A 25358-nucleotide genomic window follows, 5' to 3' on the forward strand; every position below is an offset into this window, starting at 1 on the left:
TTTAACTCCCGGCTGGCAGCACTTCGATCAGACGCAGGCTGGTGCCGTCGGCTGTGACGATTTCATCGCCGGTGGCGAGGGCCTGGCCAATGCGCCAGGTCTGGCCGTTGACCTGCACCGGTGCCGGTGAGCGGATCAACCAGTTGCCATCGCGCATGTAGAGCGTGACGTCTGCTGCAACGATAGTCCCTGCCGGATCGAGAGGTGAGGCGGTACTGGCGGCGAGGATGTGACTGGGGCCTTCAGCTGGCCCAGCTAAGACTGCCGCCTCGTGAGCAGGCTCGGGTGCCGGTTCTGGCGTGGGCTCTGATGTTGGCTCGGGCCTGGTCTCTGCTATCGGTTCCGGTTCCGGTTCCGGTTCCGGTGCTGGCTCGGGTACTGGCGCAGAAGCCACCAGTCTTGGCAGTCGTTCGACAAAACTCAAGCCAGCGTCGCCGGCGCGCAGCACGTCACCGTGTTCGCTGGCGGCCTGCCAGCAGGCATCGCCCTCGGTAGGAGTGATGCCGGGCAAGCGTTGTTGCGCGCCGGGCAGCAGCGCCAACAGCGGTTCCACCAGCAACGTGGCCTGGCTCGCATGGGTGCCCATCGCTGTGGTGGCGGTTTCGAAGAGTTTGTTGCCACAGGGCGCGAGATCATCACGGCCGAGGCGGGCCCGATAGCCCTGCACTTCAATATTGGTTTCTGTCTCACTGGCCAGAGCGCGCAGGACATCCGGCACGCAGTCATAGAGCGTCTGTTCGGTGGCGGCCTTGCGGCGCGGGTCGAACCGGGTCTGACGAATAAACTGGGCCGCCAGGACCTCGACAATGCGCTCCTGTATTTGGAGCAGGCCGCAGCCCGGCAGCGCCTGGGAACGGGCGACGGTCACGTCGTCGGCCCCGCTGTTCAGTTCACAGAGCACTGCCTGGTGAAGTTGAATTTCCAGATGGTAGCTGGGCCCGTCGCCAACGTAGGCACTGCCGAGCAGCGCACTGCGGTTGACCAGGCCGACCACTTCAAATGGACATTGCTGGACGATGCCGAGCAATAGCGACAGCTGCTCCCGGCCCATGGTGGCTGGCGCGGCGAGCAGAATTTCAGCGGGCGCTCCCGCCTGACGATGGAGTTCGAGAAGGTGACCGTGCACAAGGTCGGCAGTGTGCCGGGCCGGGCCCAGTGGTGGCTGCAGCGGCTCTGTATTCAACTGCCACCAGTATCGGGTGTTGACCTTGCGCGGTTCCAGCCGCGCCGCAGCGCGGGCGCCGGTGCCATAGCGATAGTCCTTGCCCTGCAGCAGGGCGTAGCCGGGGCTGGGCTGTGTGCCTTCCTCGTGCCACAGGCGCAGATTGCAGTCGTTGATATCCAGTAACGCAACGGCCATATCAGTTCACCAGGTGGCGCATCAGGCGCTTGTCGGCGTAGCGTTGGCTGTCCAGTACCAGGCGCTCTTGCGAGAGCTGCAACTGGTGCAGGCAGAACATGATAATGATCGACAGTACCAGGGCGACGAAGGTGCTATTGAACGCTACCCCGAGGCTGACGGTAACCCCGGAGATGTCGCCCTCGACTGCCTTGTAGGCCTGACCCAGAGCGTCGCCGATACCGCGTACGGTGCCGATAAACCCGATGGATGGAATGGCCCAGGCGATATAGCGCACCATGGACAGTTCTGAATCCAGTCGGTCAGATTCAATTTCACAGCTCTCTTTCACGGTGTCAGACACCGCCTGGATACTGCCGGTGGTGGCGAAGCGTTGCAGTGCAGCGAGCAGCGTGCGCGGCAACAGGAAGTCTTGTTCCTGCTCGGGCAGAGCCTCCAGCGATCGACTGTACTCGCGAGCGTCCTCCGGCAACACGCTGGTTCCCTCGGGGATGTCCAGCAAGCGGCGGTCGAGAATGGCGTGTTCCTGCATTGTGCGCCGGCCCTTGTAGCCCATTATGGCCAGTGCCCACAGCAGCAGGATAAAACAGGCCTCCTGTTCGAAGTCGCGGATGACCACGGCAATAGTGCGCTCAGGCACATAGTCCTCACCGCTGGCCTGGAGTTCCATTTCCTTTTGGATCTGGACTTCCGCAGCCGGGCGGATGGCGCCGACATAAACCGCGTGCACCACGATCACCGCAATGAGCAGGGCGAACAGTTGGAAGATAAATTCGGATGACATCCGTCGTTTCATTTATAAGTCCTATATGTCCACCGGGAAGGATACGGACAGATCTTCTGAGATTTGTTCCGATGCTTCGTAATCAAAAGGCGAGCCACGCTCACTGAGGTTCGCGTCACTCTCGGCGTTGGTTGACGCAGGCTCGGCAGTGTCTGTTTCAGGTGGCTCATCGTCGGCGTCTTGTGCCGTGGCGATGTTCGTGCCAAACAGCATCAAAACCGCGGCCAGCAGCGTAAGTTGGCGCAATGGTTGTCTACTCATCTGCATACCGCGCCACTCTGAAACCGACATCGTCGCGCCCACCGGCACCGTAGTCGCGATAGCTCAAGCGCAATTCACCGATGCGACTGTGCGACCAGCTCGCGCCGCGAATCACGTAGTTGTCGCCGGTTTGAGCGCCCAGCGGGTCGGTGACTGTGGTGCCGTCAGCGCTGGGAATGGTGTAAACGTCGTGCACCCACTCCGCCACGTTGCCGCCCATATCGTATAGGCCGCGGTGGTTGGGCTGGTAAGAGCCGACGGGAGCGCTCACCACATGACCGTCTTTGTAGCCGTTGAGAATGCGCCCGGTGACATAGGCCGATGTATTGTCAGCATAGTTCTCGGCAGTGGCGGGCGGCGGGAAGGCCGAGCCCCAGGGAAATTTCAGCAGGCTGCCGTTGAAGGTGCGCGCCGCCCAGGCCCACTCGGCCTCGGTGGGCAGCCGGTAGCCAGTAGATGAGGGATTGAAGCCGGTGATCACGCCCTGGTTCTCCCGGTAGAAGGCTGGCAGGCCTTCCCGTTTGCTGAGCCAGTTGCAGAATGAGGCGGCTTGTTGCCAGCTCAGGGCGACGGCGGGCTGATCGTTGCGGTTGAGGCTGTTCCCCTCTATCTGGCCGGACTTGTGGTCCGCCTGGTAGGCGCGGAACTGGGCGTTGGTGACCTCGGTTGTCTGCAGGTAGAACATGCGTCGGAGTGAGACCGGATGCATGACTTCATTGGCCCTGCGGCCCGCCTCGCGGCGCGATGCGCCCATGCTGAAATCTGCCATACCTGATTCTTGCGGGTTGAAGAGTACCAGGGTCTGGCCCAACGCGGTCTCAAGCTCTGGCTTGTTGCGCGCCAGGCGGGCTTCATTTTCCGTTTGCAGGGTGATGGAGACCTGTTGCAGCAGGCCCGGACGAGGTGTCACTGTTTGAATCTGGGACGCATACCCCGGTAGGGAGACCTCGATGCGGTGTGCGATCGCCGGCAGTTCGAGTGTGCGACTGCCCTTGCCCATCGCGCGGCCGTTGACGCGCAGCTCGGCGCTGGCAGGGGATATCCTGAATTTCACATCCCCTTTTCTGGCCTTGAGTACAACCGTACGTTCCTCGGTTTGCGCTGCGGCCAGCTCGATCGTTTCACTGCGGCGGTCGTAACCTGGCTTGGACAGGGCGATGCGGTGCTTAAGGCCCGGCTCAATGGTCAGTTGCAGTGGCGTCTGGCCCTGGAATTCACCATCCATGGTGACGTTGGCGCCGGCGGGATCGCTGTTGAGGGAGAGAATGCCCGCGGCGGGTTCCAACTCGATTGTGCCCAGCGTGTCGTCCATGCCGGCGGTCACGGTCAACGCTGTGTCCCATGTTGTGTAGGCCGCCCGGCTGAGCTGCAGCTGGCGCTCGCCCTGCAGGAGTTCAACGGTGGCCGGTGTCTGGCCGACCACTTCGCCGTCGATCAGGATGTCCGCGCCCTGGGGCACTGAGTCGATGCTGTAGCTGGCCCAGGCGGGAAGCAATGCAAAACTTAACTGCTGGGCCTGGTTGCGGCCGGTGATCTCGATCTCCCGTGACTGCGCAAAATAGCGGGGCGAGGTGATTTCGAGCTGGTGCACACCCGCTTCTACCGGCAGTTCCAGCAGCGGCGTCTTGCCGATGCTCTCGCCATCAAGCAGTAGCTCAGCCCCGGCAGGGGAAGAATCGATGCTCAGCAGGCCGGGCAGGGGGGCGAGCACCAGTGTGGTGCGCTGGTTGTCGGCGTCGCCTACAGTGACCTCGGTGGTGAGCGGGTGGTAGCCCGGCGCAGTTGCCGACACCTCGTACTGGCCCGGGCGCAACAGGTAGCGATCACCGAAAGGGATGGCCAGCCCTGACACATCGACCTCTGCGTCGGTCTCGGCTTCAACGGTGATGTCGAGTGAGCGCGAACTCAGCACAAACGCCATGGGCAGGATAAACAGGATTGCTGCGCCAGCCAGCACCCACCGTGTAGTGTTGCGTTTTACAGGGGCAGCCGGCGCGGCAGCATCCAGCGGCTCGAAAGCGCTGGGCGTTATGCTCGCGGGCTGGATATCGTCCCTGTTCTCACTCAATTGATGGGCTCCCTACAGGCGATAAGTATCGGGTTCGCCGGACCGTCAGGGGTGATAGTAATTTTTTCCAGCACGTCGCGATAGCCATTGCGACTGCCTCTCACAGTATAGGTGCCCGGGCGCAGGGTGAGCTCCCGTTGCTGAAACCGACCCAAGCGCGCCACCTTGTAGACGATCACTTCGGTCTGTTCGTCCGAGGTCAGGATCACCTGGACCTGGGTGTTGGCGCGCTGTACGAGTGTGTCGAGCTGGTCTATCTGCCGGCTGAGTACGGGGCCGCGCGGCTCGACTTCTCGTGCCTGAGCCAGCAGCAGAGCCGTGTCCTGCGCCACAGCGATATCGGAGAGTCGCTCCGGTGCATCGATAACTGCCCGCAGCTGCTTGTCCAGTTCTGCGCGCACGGCGGCGCGGCTGGCGCCCTCGCTGGCGTAACTCACGTTGCTGTCGATCTTGAGTGCGCGCTGATAGCTTGTCAGTGCCTTCTGCCAGGCCTCGTTCTGTTCATGCCGGGCGCCCTCGCGTTGCAGTCGCACCAGGGTGGCCCCCTGTTCTGCGCCGGCCAGTTCCTGCAGCGCGCTGCTGGCCTCGCTGGAACCCGGTCGAAGAGCGGCTGCGGCCTTGAAGCGCTGCCGGGCAGTGTTGAATTCGCCGTCGTCCAGCGCGGCGTAACCCTCGCTCATCGCGGCGTTGAACTGCTGGTCGGTGAGAGCTGTGCCAACCCGCTCCAGTTCACTCGCAGCAAACAGGTGTTCTGCATCCAGCGCAGTTGCAGCCGCGAGCGTCTCTTTTGCTGTGGCCAGGTCGCCGGCTGCTTCGGCCGCCTCTGCCGCGGCGAGCTGTTCCAGCAGCGCGGGGTAGTTGGCTGCGCGGCGCTGGAGGTCGGGCAGGGCGGCATTCTCTGGTTCGATCAGCGCTGCCAGCTCGAGCGCCTCGGCCACCTGGTCCGGGGTGCCCTCCTGCAGGGCGTCGCGGGTTTGTTGCAGCAGCTCATCCACGCGCTGGGGCATGCTGTCGCTAATGGCCATCAATTGTTCCAGCCCTCGCTGGTATTGCTCTGTGGCCTGTTCGTACTCGCGCTGTCGATACAGCTCGTCACCTTCCAGTGCGGTCGCGTTGGCCGCTGCAAATGGTTCACTGGCCCACAGGGCGACGTTGCGCTCTTCCAGGGTGAACTGGATGTCCAGCAACTGCGCCAGCACATCCTGGGCGCCTTTGCGTAGCTTGGCGTCCTGAGCATCTGACCAGGGGGAGCTGGGGTTGTTGTCTGGCTGGGCACCGGGCTTTGCCGCGGTGTCTGCAGTTCCGCTACCGGCTACGCTATCCGCCGTCTCTGCGGTCTGTTCGGGAGGGCTCACCAGGCTGGGCAGCCAGAACACGACCACCACCGCGAGCAGCAGCAGGCCGCCCAGTGCTGGCAGGATCCATTGGGGCGTGCCGCGTGATGGCTCGGGTGCCGACACCGCAGCCGTTTCCGGGGCCGGGGCGACATCAAAGGGCGTGGGCTTGAGTTGCTCGTTATCTACTGACATCAAATGAGGGCGCTTTAAAACTAGAGTGTATCAGCTGCGCCGATGGTTTCGGGTTGTTCCAGGCTGCCGATTTCGGTGGCGTAGATCTCGGCCAGCAATGAGCGCCACTGGGCGTACTGGTCATCCACGCTGCCTTTAAGGGTCACGCTCTGGTCTTCGAGTTCGATTACCTGGGGGGTGATTTCTGATTCCAGCGACAGCCCCACTTCCTCCAGCGCCTGAACGTGGATCTGGGCTTCATTGCGTTTTTCCAGACCGCTCTTGAATAAGTAACCGCCTCCGAGAATGGCAACATCACTCGCGGCGGCCTCGCCATAGCTATCGGAGTTGATGGCGCCGGCGATCCCCGCAGCCACGGCAATGGCCCCGACGATCATTCTGCGCTGGCTCTCGGCCCGCAGTTCTTGCATGGCGACGACTTCTTCATAACTCAGGCGCCGCCACTCATCGTAGGGGTCGAGCATTTCTTCACCGAAGTTGTCGTAGTAGGCCTGCATGGTGTCGATGTACATGTGATCCCGCTCGCGAATCGTGCGCACGCGTTCGAGCATGGGGTCGTTGTCAGCGGGCAGGCGCATCACCAGGTAAACGTCGCTCGGGTTTTTCGCCAGGTAACCGTCGAAGGCCTCAGGGGAGAATTCCTGGGCGAACAGGAGTTCGCTGACGAGGCGGACATTCATACGGTCCTGCTCGCGGAGTTTCTGCTGGGCCTGGAGAATGTCGTTGGCGATGGTGTTGTAGACGGCCTGGAATGGATCGTGACTGTTGCGGGTCGTGGTTTTGTAGGCGTACTTGCTGGCGTGTGACTCGTAGCCTTTGTCCAGCCATTCGTAACCGCGTGAATCGACAGCGGTAATACGTAACTCCAGGCGTTCACCATCGGAGTGGACGATTTTGCCGTGGACTGACAGGTCTGAGACTCGCTCGGGGTCGGGTACCACACGCACTGCGCCCCAGGCGCCGCTCTGCTGCATAGCCTGCGCGAGCTGGTTGGGCATGAACCGCGCCTCGGCCTTGCGCACCTCGGTGTAAACAGGCTGTTCGTCATCATCCGGAACCTCGTCCAGGCCGGGGTCGAAAACGGCGATGCCCACGTCGAGCAGCAACTCGTCAGTTACAACTTCCTGCGCCGTCGCGATGGGTGGCACCGAGGTGCTTTTCACGGTTTGATTGACGCAGCCTGTACCGAGCAGGCAGGCGCTTGCAAAGAGCAGGGTGGAAAATGGCCGGGAGAGGATGTTCACTCAGAAATTCCCTTGTACTTGCGGTATTCGTCCCACAGTTTTTCGCGCACGGCCGGGTCGGCTTCGCGCATCGCTGCCTCACGCAACTGGCGGGCGACCACGTCGTCATCTTCGCCTGAGGGTACGTCTTCAGGGGGTGGGAAGCGCGCGGTATCCTCGGGGATTGGCTGGCCGCCTCCGACGCCGCCGATACCGCCACCGTAGCTGCCGGAAGTACTGGCGGTGCCGCCCCCGGGGTAGCTGGTGTCGAGGCCGCCATTGCCGTAACTACCGGAACCACTGCTTCCTCCGGCATCACTGCTCTCGCTGGCTGTCGAGGCGCTGGAGCTGCGAGTGGCTGTGCGCTGTTGATTCTGTTGCTCCAGGATCATCGCATCGAAATCACTGGTGCCTGCCTCGAGCTGGGCATCGAGGATCGCGACTTGTTCGGCAGGTGTCAGCGGGCCACTCCCGCCACTGCCGCTCGTGCCGGGAATGACGCCGGGAATAGCCCCAGGGATGACGCCGGGAATAGTACCGGGCATGCCGGGGATGCTGGCGCTGACGGCGACGCCATCGCCACTGCCACCGGCCGTGCTCCCGGCGGCTCCGCCGCTTGCGCTGCCGCTGCCACCGGCGCTGCCCGCGCTGCTGCCACTGTCACTGCCACTAGCGGAGCCTGAGGCCTCCGTCATACTGTCCTCCATGCTGGGGATGTCTTCCATGGAGGGCAGGCCGCCGCTTTCTCCAGGCTCAAAGCCGGGTTCACCGCTGGCTCCGCTGCTACTCGCCGTGCCCTCCAGCCCGTCGTCCGATTGGCCGGCACCCTTGCCGTGCCATTCGCCTGCTTGCGAACCGGCCTCGGCCGCGCTGTCATTGCCCGCGCTGCTGCTTGAATCTTGGCTGCCCTCGGAACCACGATTGCCTGTGTCTCCGGAGCTTGAGGCACTGCTCGAACTGCTGCTTGAACTGCTGCTCGAGGAGGGACTTGCCGAACTGCTGGACGAGCTACTGGATGAACTGCTGGACGAACTGGATGAGCTGCTCGAGCTACTGCTGGGAGGCGGGGTAGCGCTGGGCGTACTTGGGGGTGTGGTTGGATTACTCGCACTGGGGCAGCCCGCCAGTAGCAGGCAGGCGGCCGTCACGGCGGCGCACAGGCGCGCGCGTTCTAGCGCGGTCGCGGCTGGGCGTGTTGAGTCACTGAATGTCATAGGCTCTCAGGACCCTCTGGGTATCGACCGGCTCGCCCAGGGCCAGTTGTGGGCGGAACCGTGTGCGGCGCAGTTTGCGCATTAACTTGTTGGCAGTGGCATCGTCCAGGGTGTTTTCATCCACCCGTTCGAGCTCTCTCACCTTGCCGGTTGCTGTTACCGAGAATGCCAACTGTACAGCGCCATCGCCGGGCTGAACAGGCTGGGGCAGGGGGCGAACGCCGTCGAAATTGGGCAGCGCCACGGGCTCGGCAAAAGTGGCCTCTATAGTCTGTTGGTCAGCGCCGCGCGCGACAAGTTCCGCATTGGCTTGCTGGTAGGCGCGCAGCGCCGCCTCCTTGTCACCGTGCCAGAAGATCCAGTCACCCATCATGACCATGGTCTCGGTGGTTTCCGCACTGTTCTCGCCATGGTTTACAAGGTGTAGATCGTAGATCGCCTGGATGACTGCGCGGCCCCGCTTGTAGCTCTCACGCTGGTAGCGATTGAAACGGTTGTCCTGCGTTTGCAGTGAAACGCCCAGGTCTGTCTGGGATTTTGGGCTGGACGTCCTTTCGTAACCGCTGATCAGATACTGTGCCAGCAGCATGCCCTCGAGGGGTTCCAGCAGGTAGGCAGACGTTTTACCGTGGGTATTGATGGTGTCGTTCAGGGCCAGGCGGTAGAGATCCCACATGTTCATGAGGCGCAGGTAGGGTGCGGGTCCCAGATCCAGGCGATAGGCGTTGTATTGCCACTGGGCCTGTTCCATGAACACCTTGGAGCGGTCAGCGCCATTGTTCATGGTGCGCATCTGTACGCGGTACATATAGTGCTGACGCTCGTCGGCCTTGGCGAAATCGCCCAGCGCGATATGGCTGATGATTTCCTGTTGTACCAGCGCCACCTGGCCTGCGCTGTACAAGCCATTGTTGATGCGATCCAAATGTACGCCGCGACGAAAAACGTCCAGCGCATCGGTATGCCGGCCCTCTTGCTGCAAAGTCAGGCCGAGGCTGAGCAGTTGTTCTGGCAGTGCCGCTGAGTAGGCGCCGTGCTCGGACTCAAGCGCGGTGATGCCGGCGAAGTAGTTGTCCGTGTTCGCTGTGCTGGCGCGCAGGGCCGTATCTCCGCTGGCCGGTTCGGCTGCAGGTTCGGATGCTTCGGGCGATGCTGTTACCGCGAGAGGTACGCTGCCGGCCACTGTGGCCAGCAGCAGGGCGCGCAACAGGACCGCCGCTATCGGCGCTCTACACATAGTATGACTCATACGGCTGGGTACAGCCGCGCAGATCTCTTATTAAACTGACTGTAAGTATATACACTATCACTGGCTGATAAAGATACCGTCTGGGGGCGAGCGTGCAAATGGCGATTGGGCAAATATTGTTGGACGAATTGCAGCGGCGCTGGACCGACATGTTTGCGGCCCTGGCCCGAGGCGATGATGTGGCCCCTGCGGCCGGCCTGCGCGCCGAGGGCTTAATGGAGGCGGCGGTGTTGACGGGAGCCGCTGACGAAGCCGGGATAGACAGAATGCTGGATGCTGCTCACAAGGCCGCGAAGGGTGAGAGCCTCGCGGCCTCACTCGGTGACAACTGGCGCGAGTTTCATCATTTCCCCGAGATACCGCTCTATATGCATCGCGCACCGGTGGTTCCCAGCACCCCCGATTGACTATAATGCCCAGCCAACCTGGAGGATGACCTTATGATCGTACGCACAATCCGAAGCCTCGGCGCGCTGGCAATGCTCGCGCTGCTCGCTGCCTGTACCACAACAGCACTTGAAGCGACGATGGATTTCGATGACAGCTTTGACTTCACCGGGGTAAAGAAAATTGCCATACAGCCAGTGGATCGGGTCGGCTTGAGCGCGATCAAGGTCAGCGATATGCAGATATCTCGCATTGACTCGGCGCTGGCCGACGAGCTGGCCCGGCGCGGGTTCCAGTTGGTTGACGACAACGCTGACGCCGACGCCTACCTCACCTGGCATTTGGTGACCGAGGAGCGCACCGATGTGCGTACCTACAACAGTATGAGTTACTACAACTGCTGGCGCTGCGGCCCGAGCGTCTCGGATGTGAGTGTGCGCCAGTACACCCAGGGCACGTTTATCGTGGATATCATTGACCCTTCACGCAACAAGTCAGTGTGGCGTTCAGTGATTGAGTCCAGGCTGCAGTCCGACCCGGACCCCGCCTCTCTGGAATCTGAGCAGCGCCGTGCCGAAGCGGCCCAGGCGATTTTTGCCGAATTCCCGCCCCTGTAGTTACCGGGTGGGAGGTGCCTGACGGGCCTCGCGCCACATAAACCACACCGGGGGGCCGCCCCCCGGCATGTTGTCCTCTGATACCACTTCAAAGCCGTGCCGCTCATACAGCGGCACGTTGCGCTCATTGGAACTTTCCAGGTAGGCGGGCATGCCTGCTTTATCAACGGTGCGCAGGCCCTCTTTGATCAGGGCTGAGCCTACGCCCTGGCCCTGGTTGGCATGCCTGGCGCCCACAAATAGCAGGTGATAGTGCGGCGCCTCTGGGTGGTGACGGTCGAACACCGCAGCCTGCTGTGGGATGCGCCGCAGCGGTGCGAGGCTGCTTTTGAGTATCAGCTTCAGCATCAGCCCGATAAGGCCGGGGCCGGGCTTCAGGTCGAACTTCTCGCCAGGGGGCAGCCACAGGCCAGCGCCGCGGTCTGCCGTTTCGACGTGGCATAAACCCTTCGGCAGGAAGATGTCGCGCGTGATCAGGCGGAAAAAACCGGGATAAATATCGGTTGCCGGCAGCACCCAGTTCATCACCGGGTCGGTGCTGAACGAGTCGGCGAGGATCGCAGCCATCTGGTCCAGTTCGGCGCTGCTGCCGTTGATTATTTGCGGTGCCTTGTCCATATGCGGGTTTTGCCTCTCCCTTGCAGTGGGGCTACTATTGGTGCCCCATTTCGGGGCAACAGCCTCACAGCGTAGCAGGAACCTTCATTGCATTACGAGGACTACAGGCGGGAATACACAGCAGGCGGTCTTACCCGCGACATGCTCAATGCCTGCCCGATGACACAGTTCGAGCACTGGCTGGAGCAGTCGGTGCGTGCGCAACTGGAAGACCCTACCGCCATGGTGCTCTCTACCATCGACGACGCGGGCACGCCCTGGCAGCGGATTGTGTTGCTGAAAGGGCTTTCTCACGGCGGTTTCGTCTTCTACACCAATTACGGTAGCGCCAAGGCGCAGGCTATCGCGGCCAATCCACGGGTCTCGCTGTTGTTCCCCTGGAATGAAATCGACCGTCAGGTCATCGCCACCGGGGTGGCCGAGAAAATGAGTGTCGCTGAGTCTGCCGCCTATTTCGTCACCCGTCCCCGCGAGAGCCAGATCGCCGCCTGGGCTTCGCGCCAGAGCCGGCCCGTGTCTGCCCGCGCCATGCTGGAGAAGCAGGTGCAGGTATTAAAGGACAAGTTCGGCAAGGGGGAAGTGCCGGTGCCCGATTTCTGGGGAGGCTACCGCATTATTCCCGAGCGAATCGAATTCTGGCAAGGCGGTGAACATCGCCTGCACGACCGCTTCCTCTACAGCCGCGAGGACGATGGTTGGGCCATCGAACAATTGCAGCCCTGAACAAGGAAATTGCATCATGATTAGCAAAGAAGATCTGGTAGGCACCTGGGAACTGGAGTCGTGGACGGTGGGTTATTCCGACCGGGATGAGTTCAGCTATCCTTATGGGGAAGAGCCTCGCGGGCTATTGGTCTATGCCAATGACGGTTGGATGAGCGCTTCTATCGCGCGTAACGATCGCGCCGGCCTACCCACTGATATCTCCTACCGTAAGATCCCGGATGCCCTCAAGGCCGAGGCATTTTCGTCCTATTTTCACTACGCCGGACGCTTTCAGGTGCACGGTGGGGATGTAGTCCACTACGTCACCCAGAGTCTCAATCCGGACTTCCCCGGTACCGAGCAACTACGCCACGCCGAACTGGACGGCCAGACCCTGGTGCTGTCAGGCAAGGATCAGGTGGGCGAAGTGGTGCGCTTTCATTCGCTGGTGTGGCATCGCACCACGCCGACGCCAGAGCCCACGGAAGATCGCCCGCCGCTGGACGCCTAGCGCCCTTTGCCGGCACCCCGCTGGGCGAAGTAGCGCGGCTCATCGTCTATGCCCAGTAGCGTGCGGCGGATCATATCCAGACCCGCCGCCGCGATCATTGTCTGGAACAAGGTGCGCTCCACCGGCCAGCACAGACAGCGGGTGCGGATGTCTTCTCTACTGCCCCAGGCCAGCCATACGGTGCCCACCGGTTTGTCCTCGCTGCCGCCGCCCGGGCCTGCAATACCGGACACTGCGATTGCGTAGTCGGCACCGCTGCGTTCCAGCGCGCCCAGCGCCATGCTGCGCACCACGGCTTCACTCACCGCGCCTTCGCTGGCCAGTACCTCGTTGGGCACACCCAGGACAGCATGCTTGATCTCGTTGGCGTAAGTGACAAAGCCCGCGTGGAAGCCGTCGGAGGAGCCGGCAATACGGGTGAGCATGGAGGCGATCAGGCCGCCGGTGCAGGACTCTGCGGTGGTCAGTGTCTGGCCCCGCTGGCGCAGTAACGCCAGAACACGCTCTGCCAGCTGGCAGCCGCCTTCACCAATGATGTGATCACCGAACAGGGTCTCGAGTTGCTCCCGGCACCACTGCCGCGCCGGCAGATCGGCAGCGCGGTCCACCATGAGTTTGATCTCCATTTGCGGCGCTCCGGCGCGAAAGCCCAGGTCTACCTCAGCCGGCCAGTCGCTGATGTGGTCGGCGATCATCTGCTGCGCAGAGGACTCGCCCAGGCCGAAGGTCTGCAGACGCAGGATGTCCCGTTCCACCGGCGCGTCCTGTGCGGCCGCCAGCTGCGCCACAATCAGGTCCATCATGGGCGCCAGTTCGCTGGGTACGCCGGGCGTGCAGATCACCCGACAGCCGTTCACGGTCAGGGCGAACCCCACAGCGCTGCCGACGGGGTTGTCCACGACCTCGCAGCCCTCGGGCAGCATCGCCTGCTTCATATTGGCGGCGTTGAGGGCCAGGTTGCGTTTACCGCACCAGTGTTGCAGATGGGCCACTGCCTGCGGGTGCTCTACCGTGGGCACACCGGCAACCGCGGCCAGCACCTCGGCTGTGAGGTCATCTACCGTGGGTCCGAGGCCGCCGTTGACGATGACCAGGTCGGCGTTGTGGGTCATCTGGGTCAGTTCCTGCTGCAGCAGGGGCACATCGTCGCCCACGGTCACTTTGCGATACACGCCGATGGCGAGTGCGGCCAGGCGTTGGGCGATCATGGCCGAATTGGAGTCCACCGTGTCGCCGCTCATGATCTCGTTGCCAGTGAGCAGCAGCTGCACGCGGGGGTTCTGGTCTGTCATTTTGGATTACCTGGGTCGCTTTGCGAAGCAAGCATAGCGCCAATGCTTTCGCTGGGGCAAAGTGCTATTTTGGATTTACGCACGCTACTCATACTCACGGTTCCAGCACTTTATGACAACGAGAGCATATGTCCGGCACCCGCTACTGCCCTGAATGCGGCGCAGCCCTGGCCCGTCACGTCGTTGGTGGCGAGACGCGCAATCACTGGATCTGCACCGGTTGCAGCGCGTTGCACCACGATTCCCCTATGATCGTGGTAACGGCGTTTGTCGCTTGTGAGGACCGCCTGCTGTGGGTGCAACGCGGCATTGAGCCCCAGCGTGGGCAGTGGGCCATTCCCGGCGGGTTCATGGAGCAACAAGAAACGCTGGCCCAGGGTGCCGCGCGGGAACTGCACGAAGAGGCGGGGGTGTTATTGCCGCCGGAGCAGCTGCAGCTCTACATGACCGGCACCATTACGTTTATCAATCAGGTCTACGTGGCGTTTCGCGCGCGAGTGGATACGGATTTCTGTGAGCCGGGGCCTGAGTCTCAGGCCTGTGGTTTCTTCAGCCGCGACGAATGCCCCTGGCTTGATGTCGCCTACCCTCAGGTCAACGACTCCATCGAGCAGGCCTATAGCGACCTGGAGAGCGGCCGTTTCGATGTCTGGCAGGCGGAGATGACGGAGGGGCGCTATGACTTCTGGTCGGTGTCCCAGTCAGGGCGCTGACGCAGCCAATCAGAAACCGCCGTGGGTTTTCAGGTGATCGATCTCAGCGGGGGTGGATTCGCGCCCGAGGGCGGCATTGCGGTGAGGAAAGCGGCCGAATCTGGCGATAACCTCCCGGTGGGCAACGGCAAAACGGCTGTATCCGGCTATGGCTTCAAGCCCGGTAACGGCCTCCAGTTCAGCGAATAATTCGACGCACTCTTCCTGCGCATCCAGATTCTCTGCGTGTTCAAGCGGCAGGAACAAAAACACCTGATGCACCGCCGGCATGCGGGCGTGGTGGCCGTGGGCGATCTGGTGCTGGGCCAGCGCAAACGCACGTGCGTCGCCGGAGAAAGCCCTGGCCTCACCGCGAAACAGGGTGCGAGTGAACTGATCGAGCAGTAGTATCAGGGCAATGACACCGCGATCGCTGGTTTCCCAGTCGCTCAGGCCACCCGCCAGTGCTTCCTCCACGAGCTCGCCAAACAAGTCGCCACAGCGTGCGTCGTCGGCCGGCGTTGACTGGAACCAGAGTTGGTTGCGACTTTTGGCGGCCATGCCGTACTCGTCCAGCTCGCCAAACCAGTACTGGTGAATCGCATCGATACTGTCTGTCATCGCCTTACTCTCTATGAGACTCGATAGCCCTGCGCCGGATGTGATAAATTGCGCGTCCTTTTTGACACAGCATAGCGGAAATTTTTCATGGCACTACAACCTGAGGTGGATCTTGCCACCGACGAACAGAAGGTAAGTTACGGCTTTGGTCTCCAGTTCGGCGACCAGCTGAAGCGCAATGATTTTGAAGGCCTGGACGTGGAGGCGGTCATCGCCGCGATTCGCCATTGGTATGTGCATGGCGAAACGGCCATGAGTGACGCAGACCTGAACCCGGCGTTCCAGCGCATCCAGGACCGGCAGAAAGCGAAAGAGGCCGAGGAGGCCAGCAAGTACCAGGTACTGGCTGAGGAATTCATGAAGCGCAATGGGGAACGCGAGGAAGTAAGCGTGACCGAGAGCGGCCTGCAGTGGGAAGTGCTGGAAGCGGGCAGCGGCGACAAGCCGGGTGCGACTGACACGGTGGTGACTCACTATCACGGGACTTTCCCCGACGGCCGGGTCTTCGACAGCTCGGTTGAGCGTGGCGAGCCGGCTGAATTCGGCGTTAACCAGGTCATTCCGGGTTGGACTGAGGCGCTGCAGATGATGTCAGTGGGCGACAAGTGGCGCATCGCTTGTCCGCCGCAGTTGGCCTATGGCGAGCAGGGGGCTGGTGGGTCTATTCCTCCCAATAGTGCGCTCGTTTTCGAGATTCATCTCATAGAGATCAAAGCTTAGGTCTTGTTCTGGCTAAGCGGTCCGGGAGCGGTCCAAGCCCTCCCGAACCTCTATTCCGGCTGATTCCAGCCAGAATTTCTTGTTCGCCGCTTACATTGAAATCGGTGATTGATTACACTGAGAATCATCCCTTCAAGTGATATCAGAGAGCGGTAATCCAGCCATGAGACGTGTCGTTTTTAACCAGAAAGGCGGGGTCGGCAAGACCAGCATCACCTGCAATCTTGCGGCTATCAGTGCCAGCATGGGCTATCGCACGCTGGTTCTTGACCTGGATGTGCAGGGCAATACCACTCACTATCTCGTGGGCGAGATCGATGCCGATGCCTTTCCGGCGGAAGCTCAGGGCGTGGCGGGGTTGTTCAAGCAGACCGTCGGTTCCCGACGGATGCAGAAGAACCCGGATTCCTTCGTCTGGGAGACCCCCTACGAGAACCTCTATCTCATGCCCTCCAGTCCCGTGCTCTCCGACATGGAGAAGGAGCTTGAGTCACGCTACAAAATCTACAAGCTCCGTGATGCACTGGACAAACTGGTAGATGAGTACGACCGGATCTACATCGACACGCCGCCCAATTTCAACTTCTACTCCAAATCAGCGCTGATCGCCGCGGACACCGTACTGGTGCCGTTTGACTGCGACAGCTTCGCGCGCCAGTCCCTCTACTCGCTGATGGACAACATGGCCGAGCTGCAGGAAGACCACAATCCCGAGCTGGTAGTGGAAGGCATCGTGATCAACCAGTTCAACTCCCAGGCCCGCTTGCCCGGCGAACTGGTGGCCGAGCTCGAAGACGAGGGCTACCCCGTGTTCGACACCTACCTCAACACCTCGGTGAAGATGAAAGAATCCCACCGCGAACACCGTCCCCTGATCGACATGGCCCCCAGCCACAAACTCACCGGTCAGTTCCTCGACCTCCATGCCGAGCTTGAGAAGTCCCCTTCCGTCGCAGCGGCTTAGTTTATTGCGCTACTTACTGAGGGACGCGGGGAAGACGCCAGAGGCTCAAACTATCTTCTGGCCAGTGGGCTAAAACCGTTCTCACAGGAATATATTTATAAACTTCGGTTATTTGTAACCACTCTATTGATTCGATAAAGTTCTGACCCTCGAATATTGTGAGCAAACTACCCGTGTTGGATCTGGACCTCGACAATGTAAATGCATCCCTGCGCGACAAGAGCGCCGGGGAGATTGTGCGTTGGGCATTGGGGTTGCAGGTGCCCACCATATCCACCACCAGCATGGGCAAAAACGCAGCAGTCATGCTGCATCTCGTCAGCGAGCAGGACAAGAAAGTGCCCGTCATCTGGGTGGATTCAGGCTATAACCTGCGCGATACCTATGTCGTAGCCGAGCGCCTGATCGAGAAGCTCGACCTGAACATGCATGTATTTTCGCCGCAAATGACCTCCGAACGACGCAACGCCATCATGGGTGGCGTGCCTACCGTGGACGAGGAGGAGCGGCATCAGGAGTTTACCCGGCAGGTGAAGCTCGAACCCTTCGGCCGTGCTCTCGATACCTTCAAGCCCGAAATCTGGCTCACCGGTATTCGCAGGGAAGAGACCGAGCACCGCAAGACCCTCGACATCGTGTCGATGGACAACCGGGGCATCATCAAGGTCGCGCCTATTTTCAACTGGTCGGATGACGATGTTGAGGATTATATGGAGCGCTTTGAGCTACCCACCTGCCGCCACTATTTCGACCCCACCAAGGTACATGACGGCCGCGAGTGCGGCTTGCATACCGCCGCCTGAACCGCCTGGCGGGCGTCAGCCCGCTACAAACGCCACGCCGGCTGCCAGCGCGATAGTGGCCAATGCAAATATGCCAATTACCGTGGCGAGCTGGCGCATCGCTTTCTTGTCGGCCAGAGTGTCATCTTCGAGAAAGTGCTGAGTCATGTTGCTGCTCCTGTTAGCATTTTTAGTCGGAGGAATACATTCACACGCCTGGCAGCATGCGGCGGTGAAGGTCGATCCGCATTGACCTCGATCAAGCTGCGCTATTCTGCGGGCTGAGTTACACTGAAGCTGGAGGTCGCCATGTTCCACTGTCCGCGACAATGCCTTGAATCCATACACCTGCCCCGATGCCGGTGGAGGGATGTCTTTGTCTTGCCACTTGCGGGCCTGCTCGTGTCGACATTGGCCGCTTGCGCCACCAGCACGCCAGCGCCTGAAGTCACAAATCTTGAACCCATCCAGTTACCCGGGCAGACGATTGGCGTGGACGAGGTTGCCGCCCAGGCGCCTACACCCGACCTTCTCGTGCTTGATGCAGACATGAAAAAGTTTGTCTCGACCTACGCCGGCGAAGAGCTGGGCAAACGCGAGCGTCTGCGCTCGCTGCACCGGGCGGTGTCTGGCCCATCGATTCTGGGGATGGATTACGATCCGACGGCGGAGGGCAGTGCGATAGAAGCCTTTCACCGGGAAACGGCCAACTGCCTGTCTTACGCCAATATGTTTGTGGCCCTGGCCCGGGAGGCCGGTCTGGATGCTCGCTATCAATGGGTGGAAGTGCGCCCCCAGTGGACGCGTATGGGGGAGCGAGTCGCTGTTCGCCTGCATGTGAATGCAGTGGTCCACCTGAACCGCCAGGATCGCTTCATGGTGGATATTGACCCCCTGCCATCCCGAGATTTCGCCGGAACCCAGGAGATCTCCGACAGTGACGCCCAGGCCCTGTATCACAACAATATCGCCATGGACGCGCTGGCTCGGGAAGAACTCGATATAGCCTGGACTCAGGCTGTGCGCGCTCTGCAACTGGCACCGCAGATGCCTCACTTGTGGGTGAACCTGGGGGCCGTATACCGCCGCACTCATCAGTACGATGCAGCCGAGGCTGCTTATATGCAGGCGCTGGCGCTGGACGGCATGGAGCGCTCCGCCATGAACAATCTACTGGTCTTGTACCAGGTCACCGGCGACACCGAGCAAGTTGAATACTGGAAAGAGCGTGTTCTCAAGTACCGCGACAGCAATCCCTATTACCACGCCTGGTTGGGCGATCTGGCGGCGGAAGAGGGAGACTGGCGCAGCGCCAGTGACTACTACCAGCGGGCACTGGGGCTGCAGCCGGAAGACGCTACCCTGCTGTTTTCACTGGGCTTGATTTACGAGCAGTTGGATGAGCTCAAGGCTGCCCAGCGCTATGTGGAACAGGCGCTCTCAAAGTCCAGTCTGGTGCGCGAGCGCGAGCGCTACCGGATCAAGTTGGACGAACTGAATCGAATCCAGACGGCCGCCTACTGAGGGATATGCACCCGGATGTAGGCGCGCTTGTCTTTCTTACCTGTCAGACCGGAAAAGAAGTCGGTCACTTTCATGCTCAGGCCATACTTTTTATGCAGTGCCTCCAGCGCGGTGGCGATGTCCTCGGGGCTGTCCAGTAGTTCGGCCTGGGTGTCCATGAATTCGCCCTTGAGTTTGCCCGATACGGTGCACGGCGCCACGCGCGCTTCACTGAAGTTGCGCAAGCGCTTTACCTTGCCGGCGTCCTCAGCGGAGAAGAGGTAGTAGTGTCCATTCAGCGGGGCAAACCAGACCGGCGTGGCCACGTAGTCGCCAGAGCGTTTGAGGGTGGCGAAGCTCAGGTATTTGCCCGCTTCGAGTTTTGCTATTTGTTGCTTGCTCATGGTTTTTGCTATTCCCGTACAAAGGTATCTGGCCTAAGCCACCATTAAAACGCTATTGTGCCGGGGCGACAATATGCGGCCAATACGATGGGAGTTCCAGCATGAGCCAATTCAACAACACTTCGACCACCGACGACGTTATCGCCGGGATCGACCTCAGTGGCAAGCGCGCCGTGATTACCGGGGCTTCCTCCGGGCTGGGCGTGGAAACGGCCCGCACCCTGGCGAACGCGGGCGCCGCAGTGACTCTGGTTGCCCGCGACGAAAGCAAGCTGGCGACGGCACTCGCGGGCCTGCAGGAGGCGGTGCCCGGCGCCAGCTTCGACATGGCGGTACTGGATCTGGCAGACCTGGACAGTGTGCGCCGTGGCGCGGCTACCATACTCGCCCAGACAGGCAGCATTGATATGCTGGTAAATAACGCCGGGGTGATGGCCTGCCCGTTGCTGCGCACGGCGCAGGGCTTTGAGATGCAGTTCGGTACTAACCATCTGGGCCACTTCCTGCTCACCTCACTGTTGATGCCAGCACTGCTGGCAGGGGCGCCTTCGCGAGTTGTGAACCTCAGCTCCGCCGCCCATAAATTTGCCCCGCTAAATCTCGATGACCCGAACTACCTTGAACGCGACTACCACAAGTGGCAGTCGTACGGGGAGTCGAAAACCGCCAACGTGTTGTTCAGTGTCGAGCTGGAGCAGAGATTCGGTACCAGGGGTGTGCATTCCCTGGCGGTGCATCCGGGGATGATCGCGACTGAGCTCGGTCGGCATATGGAGCCCGCGGATTTTGAGTTGATCGCCGGCGATACCGATCCGGCAGACCTGCCTTACAAAACCGTACCCGCGGGGGCTGCCACCAGCGTTTGGGCGGCGACTTCCCCTCATTTGGAAGGGACCGGTGGCCTTTATCTCGAAGATTGTCACATTGCGGAAGCGGCGGCTGGCAATTCGACCGGAGGTATAGAATCCTATGCTCTGGATCGGCAGTACGCCGAGCAATTGTGGCTGCTGTCAGAAGAGCTGATCGGCGAGCCTTTCTATAGCCATTGACCTGGAGGTCACCGTGAATCGCATTGTCTGGTCGCTCACGTTACTGCTGTTATTGTTGAGTGGGCCGTTGCGCGCCGACTCGGTAGAACATATCAATTCCGAGAGTGTGCGAGTACTCGGGCTCCTGCAGGACGAGGTGCCCGGTGCTGATGGGATGATCCGCGCTGCAGCGGGTGTGCTGGTGTTCCCTGACGTGGTCAAGCTCGGCTTTGGTGTGGGCGGCCAGTACGGTGAGGGCGTGCTTCTGGTCGCGGGCGAGCCCGAGGGTTATTACGCTACCGCGGGTGCCTCTTTTGGCTTGCAACTGGGCGCCGTGCGCAAATCGGAAGTGATCCTGTTCATGACGGACGAGGCGCTGCAGCAGTTTAGCGGCAGCCGCGGCTGGCAGGTGGGGATCGATGGCAATGTCACTGTGGTAAAGCACAGTGCGGGTGCCCATCTGGATTCGCGCGAAGCGCAGGATCCGGTGGTCGCTTTTATCCTCTCTGATGAAGGCCTGATGGCCGACCTTTCGCTGGAAGGCGCCAAGATCACTCGTCTCGCACGCTAGGCATGGTGAGAGACTGCAGGATCGGTTATCCTCCGCGACTTTAGCATCTCGGAGTTCTCGCCATGTCCACATTTACGACCGTCGCCGCTGCCCTGAAGGGCGAGCATGCCACCGGTTCACAGGTTACGGTCAAAGGCTGGCTGCGCAGCAAGCGCGACTCCAAGGCCGGCATCTCATTCCTGGCAGTGCACGATGGCACCGCATTCGACGCGATCCAGGCCGTGGTCCCCAGCACACTCGACAACTACGAGAGTGAAGTACTGAAAACCGGCACAGGCTGCGCCGTGGTGATCAGTGGCGAGTTGGTGGAATCCCAGGGCAAGGGCCAGTCAGTCGAAATCCAGGCGTCTGCGGTTGAAGTGGTGGGCTGGGTGGACGACGCCGAGAGCTACCCCATCGCCAAGAAGCGCCACACCTTCGAATACCTGCGCACCCAGGCGCATCTGCGCCCGCGCACCAACACCTTTGGCGCCATCACCAGGGTGCGCACCACCCTGGCCAATGCCATCCACAACTACTTCCACGACAATGGCTTCAACTGGATCAATACCCCGATCATTACCGGGAGCGATTGCGAGGGCGCCGGTGAGCTGTTCCGCGTGAGCACCCTGGATATGGCTAATCCGCCGCGTGCCGAGCAGGGCGGTGTTGATTTCAGCGAGGACTTTTTCCACGACGAGGCCTTCCTCACTGTATCTGGCCAGCTGGAAGTGGAGGCTTACTGTCTCGCGATGAGCAAGGTCTATACCTTCGGCCCGACATTTCGCGCCGAGAATTCCAACACCAGCCGCCATCTGGCCGAGTTCTGGATGGTTGAACCGGAAATCGCTTTCGCTGACCTCAACGACGATGCGGACCTGGCGGAGGACCTGCTCAAGCATGTGTTCACCCGGGTATTGGAGGAGCGCGAGGACGATATGGCGTTCTTCCAGCAGCGAATTGATAAGACGGTCATCGAACGCCTGCAGACGGTGATCGACAACAATTTCGAGCGCATGGACTACACCGAGGCGGTGGATATTCTGAAGAACTGTGGGAAGAAGTTCGAGTTCCCGGTGGAGTGGGGCATTGACCTGGCTTCCGAGCACGAACGTTTTCTGGCGGAGGAGCATGTTGGCCGTCCGGTGGTGCTCATGAACTACCCGCGCGATATCAAAGCCTTCTATATGCGCCTGAATGACGACGAAAAAACCGTCGCCGCGATGGATGTTCTGGCCCCGGGTATCGGCGAGATTATCGGTGGCAGTCAGCGCGAGGAGCGCCTCGATGTGCTCGAGTCACGTATGGATGCCCAGCTCAAAGAGGAGCTGTGGTGGTATCGCGACCTGCGCCGCTACGGCACCGTGCCCCACGCTGGTTTCGGCCTGGGTTTCGAGCGTCTGCTGAACTATGTCACCGGCATGGAGAACGTGCGCGATGCGATTCCCTACCCGCGGACACCGGGTAATGCCCACTTCTGACCCATATTTGTCGCGCTTCTGGTTAAAAAATGAGCGCAAAATGCCAAATATTGCCTAAAATTTGATCAGGGTTTTGCTCTGCGTGGCCCATACTGAAAGGTAAGGACCATGGAAAGCCATGGATTGAGGCAGGCATGAAACGTTCAAACAAGCACCAGGATGGTAGCTGTATCTCCGAAATGGCCATCGTCGACACGTTCACCAAACTGATTTTTGGTGAGGAAGACCGCTATACCCATCGCGAGCTGCGGATCATTCAGGCGTTTCGCGCGGTCGATACCAATGTGGTGCTGGATTCCCACCGGGATATGGGCGCCTATCTGCGCGCGCTCGGTGTTCAGGAAATGATTCGCCTTGTGACCCGGGTTCAGGGCCAGCTGGTCGATGGTGAGCCGGTGATGGCGGAAGTAGCCGCTATGGAGCAGGCCAGCAAAGGCGCCCTGGGGCGCCGGGTTCATTGATGGCGACGGCCTAGCTCTCTTCGCCAGCGTTCTTTTCGCTGGATTCTTTCGGCGGCTTCAGGCCGCAGCCCGCCACCAGGGTGAAACTGGCCTGGTACTGATTACCGACATCTACCCCTGCAAAGTGAATTTCTGCCTCATCGTCCAGCGCGAAACGCCGGGTGGTGCTGGTGAGGCTCGCGGTCCACTTGTCGTAGCTGAATTTCTCTGGGTCCTTGCGCAGGTCGACGAAGCCGTCGAGGCCTGAGTCGAGCAGACGCACATTGAAGCCGGAGCTGTTCACGTGGGTGATCTGGGCCTTGAAGGTCGGCTTGGCCTCGCTTTCACTATTGTCTTCCCCGTTACCTTCACACTGACGCGCCAGGTACTTGCCTGCGAGCCAGCGTTCGGCTTCCAGGGTGGCAGCGCGAACGGTGGTCAGGCGCTCGGACAACTGGTCCAGCATGGCCTGATCGACGATTTTGGCTTCTTCGCCGTGCAGCAGCGCCTTGATCTGCAGATGGACCAGGAAATCGGCGTACTTGCGCAGCGGTGAGGTGCAGTTGCTGTATTGCTCCAGCGCCATGCCCATGTGTGGGCCGGGTTCGGTGGCAAACTGGGCGCGGGTCAGGAGGCGATTGACCATGCCGCGCAGGGGCAGGGCCTGGTCTGTGCCGGACAGGGTGCGCATGATGTCGCGGTAGCCGATCACTTCCTTGGGATCCAGCGCAGTGGTATCCGGCGCGTGCATCTCGAGGAATTTCAGAGTCTCTTCCATGCGATCGCCGCGGAAGCCCGGGTGGGTAACAAAGGGGCCGCTGGCACCTTTCTCTGCCAGGAAGCGCGCGGCGCAGCGGTTGGTGGCGATCATGCACTCTTCCACCAGCTTCTGCGACAGCATTTTTTCAAACGGCTCGATGTGGTCGATCTGCTTGTTGTCGCCCATGATCCAGCGGTATTCGCGGCGGTCTTCCATCACCAGGTGATTCTCTTCCCGATGGGTACGCAGGGCGCGGTACAGCTGGTACAGCGCCTCCAGCGGTGTCGCGTGGGACATCAGGTCGTCGCGCTGGCCTGTGAGGTAGCGATCCACGTTGTAATAGGACAGCTTGGCCCGGGAGCGGATGGTCGCTTCCATGAATTCGTATTCGCCCACCTCGCCGTTCTCGGCCAGGGAGATTTTACATACCAGTGCCGGCCGGTCGGCGCCTTCTGAAAGCGCGCAGGTGTCCTGCGATAGTTCCTCGGGCAGCATCGGCAGCACGTCACCGTGAAAATACACGGAGGTGCCGCGGGCCGCGACATCGCGGTACAGGCTGGAGTCGGTGGCGATATAGGACGTGGGGTCGGCGATCGCGACGTAGAGGATCCAGCCACTGTCGACAACCTCCGCGTACAGCGCGTCGTCGATGTCCTGGGTCTTGGCCGCGTCGATGGACACGAACTCGAGGTCGGTCAGGTCGCGCCGGCCCTCGTCTGCCAGCGGCTGACACTTGGCGAGCTGCTGTTCGAGGTCTTTACGGCTGCTGCTGCCCCATTCTGCTGACAGCCGGTACTTGGCCATGCTGTAGAGGTTTTCGATGCCGGGGGTGTCTTCGTTGCCGATGACGCTGAGGATCTTGGCCTGTGGTTTGCCGTCGCGGATAGGGTGGCGCAGGATTGCGCAGCGCACGTAGTCGCCTTCCTGCACGCCGTTGCGGGCGTGCGGCGGAATAAATAGCCAGCGGCGCAGTTGGGGCAGGTCGGGCTCGACGAACATGGCCTTGCCCTTGCGCACGCAGCGCCCGGTAAAGTCACCGAGTGGGCTGTCGATCAGCTTCTCGATGTCGGCGATGGTCTTGTTGTCCTTGGTCGGCCGGATGCACACGTGCACCCTGTCGTCAGGGAAGGCTTTGAGCATCTCATCGGGGGGAATAAAGATTTCCCGGCCATCGTCCAGGATGGCAAACCCGTAGCGGGCCTGAGTGCCCTTTACCACGGCCTCGGCACGCTCTTTCTCGGCCTCCATCTGGGTTTTCAGGCCTTTAAGCTGCGAGAGTGAATCCTGGTTAAGCATTGGGGGGGAGTTCTTAAAATCTATCAATCAAGCCGCGTATCCTAGCTGAAATCGCTCTCTGTGTCAGGAGGATAGTTGCTTCAGTGCGGAGTAAAGGGCCCAGAGGTTCCCTAAGCCCTCTTAATCGCGCGCTAATACCGCTTTCAGTATTGACAGCCCAACGAATCCGGTTTGTAATCGTTAGCAACGCTGTTGTAACAACCCTTCCGGTTGGATGTGCGATTTGAATGAATCCCGGACGCAGGGCTGAGAGAATTTGAGCCCATACGCGTTAATCAATAAGCGCCTGAGCGCTGCCA

Annotated in this window: 28 protein-coding genes; 14 read left to right on the forward strand and 14 right to left on the reverse strand. The window is 60.9% G+C overall.

Translation table 11 applies throughout. The features are described from left to right. Nucleotide 1 precedes the first annotated feature (1 nt). From EY643_RS19630 to EY643_RS02150, 7 genes are read right to left on the reverse strand one after another with little or no spacing between them, the layout of a single operon-like run. Nucleotides 2-1360 (reverse strand): hypothetical protein, encoded by a 1359-nt coding sequence (locus tag EY643_RS19630; protein WP_205743126.1) that lies wholly within the window; start codon nt 1358-1360, stop codon nt 2-4. A 1-nt stretch (nt 1361) separates the two neighbouring features. Then, nucleotides 1362-2156, reverse strand: a complete 795-nt coding sequence (locus tag EY643_RS02125; RefSeq protein ID WP_152660654.1) for a MotA/TolQ/ExbB proton channel family protein — start codon at nt 2154-2156, stop codon at nt 1362-1364. Between the two features lie 9 nt (nt 2157-2165). Then, nucleotides 2166-2405 carry a hypothetical protein gene (locus EY643_RS02130; protein WP_152660655.1) on the reverse strand — a complete coding sequence of 80 codons (240 nt, stop codon included), beginning with the start codon at nt 2403-2405 and terminating at the stop codon, nt 2166-2168. Continuing rightward, on the reverse strand, nt 2398-4473 hold the full coding sequence (locus EY643_RS02135) for a PEGA domain-containing protein (protein ID WP_170287246.1): 2076 nt from the start codon (nt 4471-4473) through the stop codon (nt 2398-2400). The genes EY643_RS02130 and EY643_RS02135 overlap by 8 nt, the downstream gene beginning before the upstream one ends. Continuing rightward, the gene (locus EY643_RS02140) at nt 4470-6002 is read right to left on the reverse strand and encodes a tetratricopeptide repeat protein (RefSeq protein WP_152660656.1); all 1533 of its coding nucleotides are present in this window, start codon (nt 6000-6002) and stop codon (nt 4470-4472) included. The genes EY643_RS02135 and EY643_RS02140 overlap by 4 nt, the downstream gene beginning before the upstream one ends. Before the next feature lie 20 nt (nt 6003-6022). Next, nucleotides 6023-7246: a hypothetical protein gene (locus EY643_RS02145; RefSeq protein ID WP_240732798.1), complete on the reverse strand. Its 1224-nt coding sequence runs from the start codon at nt 7244-7246 to the stop codon at nt 6023-6025. Next, complete coding sequence (locus EY643_RS02150) at nt 7243-7950, reverse strand: hypothetical protein (RefSeq protein ID WP_170287247.1); 708 nt, start codon at nt 7948-7950, stop codon at nt 7243-7245. The genes EY643_RS02145 and EY643_RS02150 overlap by 4 nt, the downstream gene beginning before the upstream one ends. Between EY643_RS02150 and EY643_RS19635 the strand changes: the two genes are divergently transcribed. Continuing rightward, on the forward strand, nt 7940-8524 hold the full coding sequence (locus EY643_RS19635; protein ID WP_205743127.1) for a hypothetical protein: 585 nt from the start codon (nt 7940-7942) through the stop codon (nt 8522-8524). The two genes, EY643_RS02150 and EY643_RS19635, sit on opposite strands and share 11 nt — an antisense overlap. Here the strand turns inward: EY643_RS19635 and EY643_RS02160 are convergent. Further along, the gene (locus tag EY643_RS02160) at nt 8426-9676 is read right to left on the reverse strand and encodes an energy transducer TonB (protein WP_152660659.1); all 1251 of its coding nucleotides are present in this window, start codon (nt 9674-9676) and stop codon (nt 8426-8428) included. The genes EY643_RS19635 and EY643_RS02160 overlap by 99 nt on opposite strands. Nucleotides 9677-9786: 110 nt before the next feature. Here EY643_RS02160 and EY643_RS02165 point away from each other — a divergent pair, with 110 nt between their 5' ends. Both EY643_RS02165 and EY643_RS02170 read left to right on the forward strand, forming a co-directional pair. Then, the gene (locus EY643_RS02165) at nt 9787-10095 is read left to right on the forward strand and encodes a hypothetical protein (RefSeq protein WP_170287248.1); all 309 of its coding nucleotides are present in this window, start codon (nt 9787-9789) and stop codon (nt 10093-10095) included. A gap of 33 nt (nt 10096-10128) precedes the next feature. Next, a complete protein-coding gene (locus tag EY643_RS02170; RefSeq protein ID WP_152660661.1) occupies nt 10129-10692 on the forward strand; it encodes a DUF4136 domain-containing protein in 564 nt (187 codons plus the stop codon). Here the strand turns inward: EY643_RS02170 and EY643_RS02175 are convergent, their stop codons facing one another. Continuing rightward, complete coding sequence (locus tag EY643_RS02175; protein ID WP_152660662.1) at nt 10693-11310, reverse strand: GNAT family N-acetyltransferase; 618 nt, start codon at nt 11308-11310, stop codon at nt 10693-10695. An 87-nt stretch (nt 11311-11397) separates the two neighbouring features. On the opposite strand from EY643_RS02175, the gene pdxH reads away from it, so the two are divergent. Continuing rightward, nucleotides 11398-12033, forward strand: a complete 636-nt coding sequence (gene pdxH, locus EY643_RS02180) for a pyridoxamine 5'-phosphate oxidase (protein ID WP_152660663.1) — start codon at nt 11398-11400, stop codon at nt 12031-12033. A 16-nt stretch (nt 12034-12049) separates the two neighbouring features. Then, nucleotides 12050-12526, forward strand: coding sequence for a lipocalin-like domain-containing protein (locus EY643_RS02185; protein ID WP_170287249.1), 477 nt, complete (start codon nt 12050-12052; stop codon nt 12524-12526). Here EY643_RS02185 and EY643_RS02190 read toward each other — a convergent pair. Continuing rightward, the gene (locus EY643_RS02190) at nt 12523-13818 is read right to left on the reverse strand and encodes a CinA family nicotinamide mononucleotide deamidase-related protein (protein WP_152660665.1); all 1296 of its coding nucleotides are present in this window, start codon (nt 13816-13818) and stop codon (nt 12523-12525) included. The two genes, EY643_RS02185 and EY643_RS02190, sit on opposite strands and share 4 nt — an antisense overlap. Nucleotides 13819-13946: 128 nt before the next feature. Between EY643_RS02190 and EY643_RS02195 the strand changes: the two genes are divergently transcribed. Continuing rightward, nucleotides 13947-14531 (forward strand): NUDIX hydrolase, encoded by a 585-nt coding sequence (locus tag EY643_RS02195; RefSeq protein WP_152660666.1) that lies wholly within the window; start codon nt 13947-13949, stop codon nt 14529-14531. Between the two features lie 9 nt (nt 14532-14540). Here the strand turns inward: EY643_RS02195 and EY643_RS02200 are convergent, their stop codons facing one another. Further along, nucleotides 14541-15131 carry a DUF924 family protein gene (locus EY643_RS02200; protein ID WP_152660667.1) on the reverse strand — a complete coding sequence of 197 codons (591 nt, stop codon included), beginning with the start codon at nt 15129-15131 and terminating at the stop codon, nt 14541-14543. 87 nt (nt 15132-15218) lie between these two features. Here EY643_RS02200 and EY643_RS02205 point away from each other — a divergent pair, with 87 nt between their 5' ends. The 3 genes from EY643_RS02205 to EY643_RS02215 all read left to right on the forward strand — a co-directional run bounded on the left by EY643_RS02205 (nt 15219) and on the right by EY643_RS02215 (nt 17618). Next, entirely contained in the window at nt 15219-15851 is a 633-nt protein-coding gene (locus EY643_RS02205) for a BamJ family beta-barrel-assembly machinery protein (protein WP_152660668.1), read from the forward strand. Between the two features lie 163 nt (nt 15852-16014). Beyond that, the gene (locus EY643_RS02210; RefSeq protein ID WP_152660669.1) at nt 16015-16815 is read left to right on the forward strand and encodes a ParA family protein; all 801 of its coding nucleotides are present in this window, start codon (nt 16015-16017) and stop codon (nt 16813-16815) included. A 158-nt stretch (nt 16816-16973) separates the two neighbouring features. After that, nucleotides 16974-17618, forward strand: a complete 645-nt coding sequence (locus EY643_RS02215) for a phosphoadenosine phosphosulfate reductase domain-containing protein (RefSeq protein ID WP_240732799.1) — start codon at nt 16974-16976, stop codon at nt 17616-17618. Between the two features lie 15 nt (nt 17619-17633). Here the strand turns inward: EY643_RS02215 and EY643_RS19840 are convergent, their stop codons facing one another. After that, the gene (locus EY643_RS19840) at nt 17634-17765 is read right to left on the reverse strand and encodes a hypothetical protein (protein WP_276612685.1); all 132 of its coding nucleotides are present in this window, start codon (nt 17763-17765) and stop codon (nt 17634-17636) included. Between the two features lie 234 nt (nt 17766-17999). On the opposite strand from EY643_RS19840, the gene EY643_RS02220 reads away from it, so the two are divergent. Further along, nucleotides 18000-19121 carry a tetratricopeptide repeat protein gene (locus EY643_RS02220; RefSeq protein WP_170287250.1) on the forward strand — a complete coding sequence of 374 codons (1122 nt, stop codon included), beginning with the start codon at nt 18000-18002 and terminating at the stop codon, nt 19119-19121. Here the strand turns inward: EY643_RS02220 and EY643_RS02225 are convergent. Beyond that, on the reverse strand, nt 19115-19504 hold the full coding sequence (locus tag EY643_RS02225; RefSeq protein ID WP_152660671.1) for a PPOX class F420-dependent oxidoreductase: 390 nt from the start codon (nt 19502-19504) through the stop codon (nt 19115-19117). The genes EY643_RS02220 and EY643_RS02225 overlap by 7 nt on opposite strands. A gap of 101 nt (nt 19505-19605) precedes the next feature. Here EY643_RS02225 and EY643_RS02230 point away from each other — a divergent pair, with 101 nt between their 5' ends. From EY643_RS02230 to EY643_RS02245, 4 genes are all read left to right on the forward strand, one after another. Further along, nucleotides 19606-20553, forward strand: a complete 948-nt coding sequence (locus tag EY643_RS02230; RefSeq protein ID WP_152660672.1) for an SDR family NAD(P)-dependent oxidoreductase — start codon at nt 19606-19608, stop codon at nt 20551-20553. Nucleotides 20554-20566: 13 nt separating this feature from the next. Further along, on the forward strand, nt 20567-21103 hold the full coding sequence (locus EY643_RS02235) for a lipid-binding SYLF domain-containing protein (protein ID WP_152660673.1): 537 nt from the start codon (nt 20567-20569) through the stop codon (nt 21101-21103). A 62-nt stretch (nt 21104-21165) separates the two neighbouring features. Further along, a complete protein-coding gene (asnS, locus tag EY643_RS02240; RefSeq protein WP_152660674.1) occupies nt 21166-22563 on the forward strand; it encodes an asparagine--tRNA ligase in 1398 nt (465 codons plus the stop codon). A 134-nt stretch (nt 22564-22697) separates the two neighbouring features. Then, the gene (locus EY643_RS02245; protein ID WP_152660675.1) at nt 22698-23024 is read left to right on the forward strand and encodes a hypothetical protein; all 327 of its coding nucleotides are present in this window, start codon (nt 22698-22700) and stop codon (nt 23022-23024) included. A 10-nt stretch (nt 23025-23034) separates the two neighbouring features. Here the strand turns inward: EY643_RS02245 and EY643_RS02250 are convergent, their stop codons facing one another. After that, a complete protein-coding gene (locus EY643_RS02250) occupies nt 23035-25059 on the reverse strand; it encodes a ribonuclease R family protein (protein WP_152660676.1) in 2025 nt (674 codons plus the stop codon). Nucleotides 25060-25358 lie beyond the last annotated feature (299 nt).

It is taken from the genome of Halioglobus maricola (genome assembly GCF_009388985.1).
In the GTDB taxonomy this organism is placed as follows: Bacteria; Pseudomonadota; Gammaproteobacteria; order Pseudomonadales; family Halieaceae; genus Halioglobus; species Halioglobus maricola.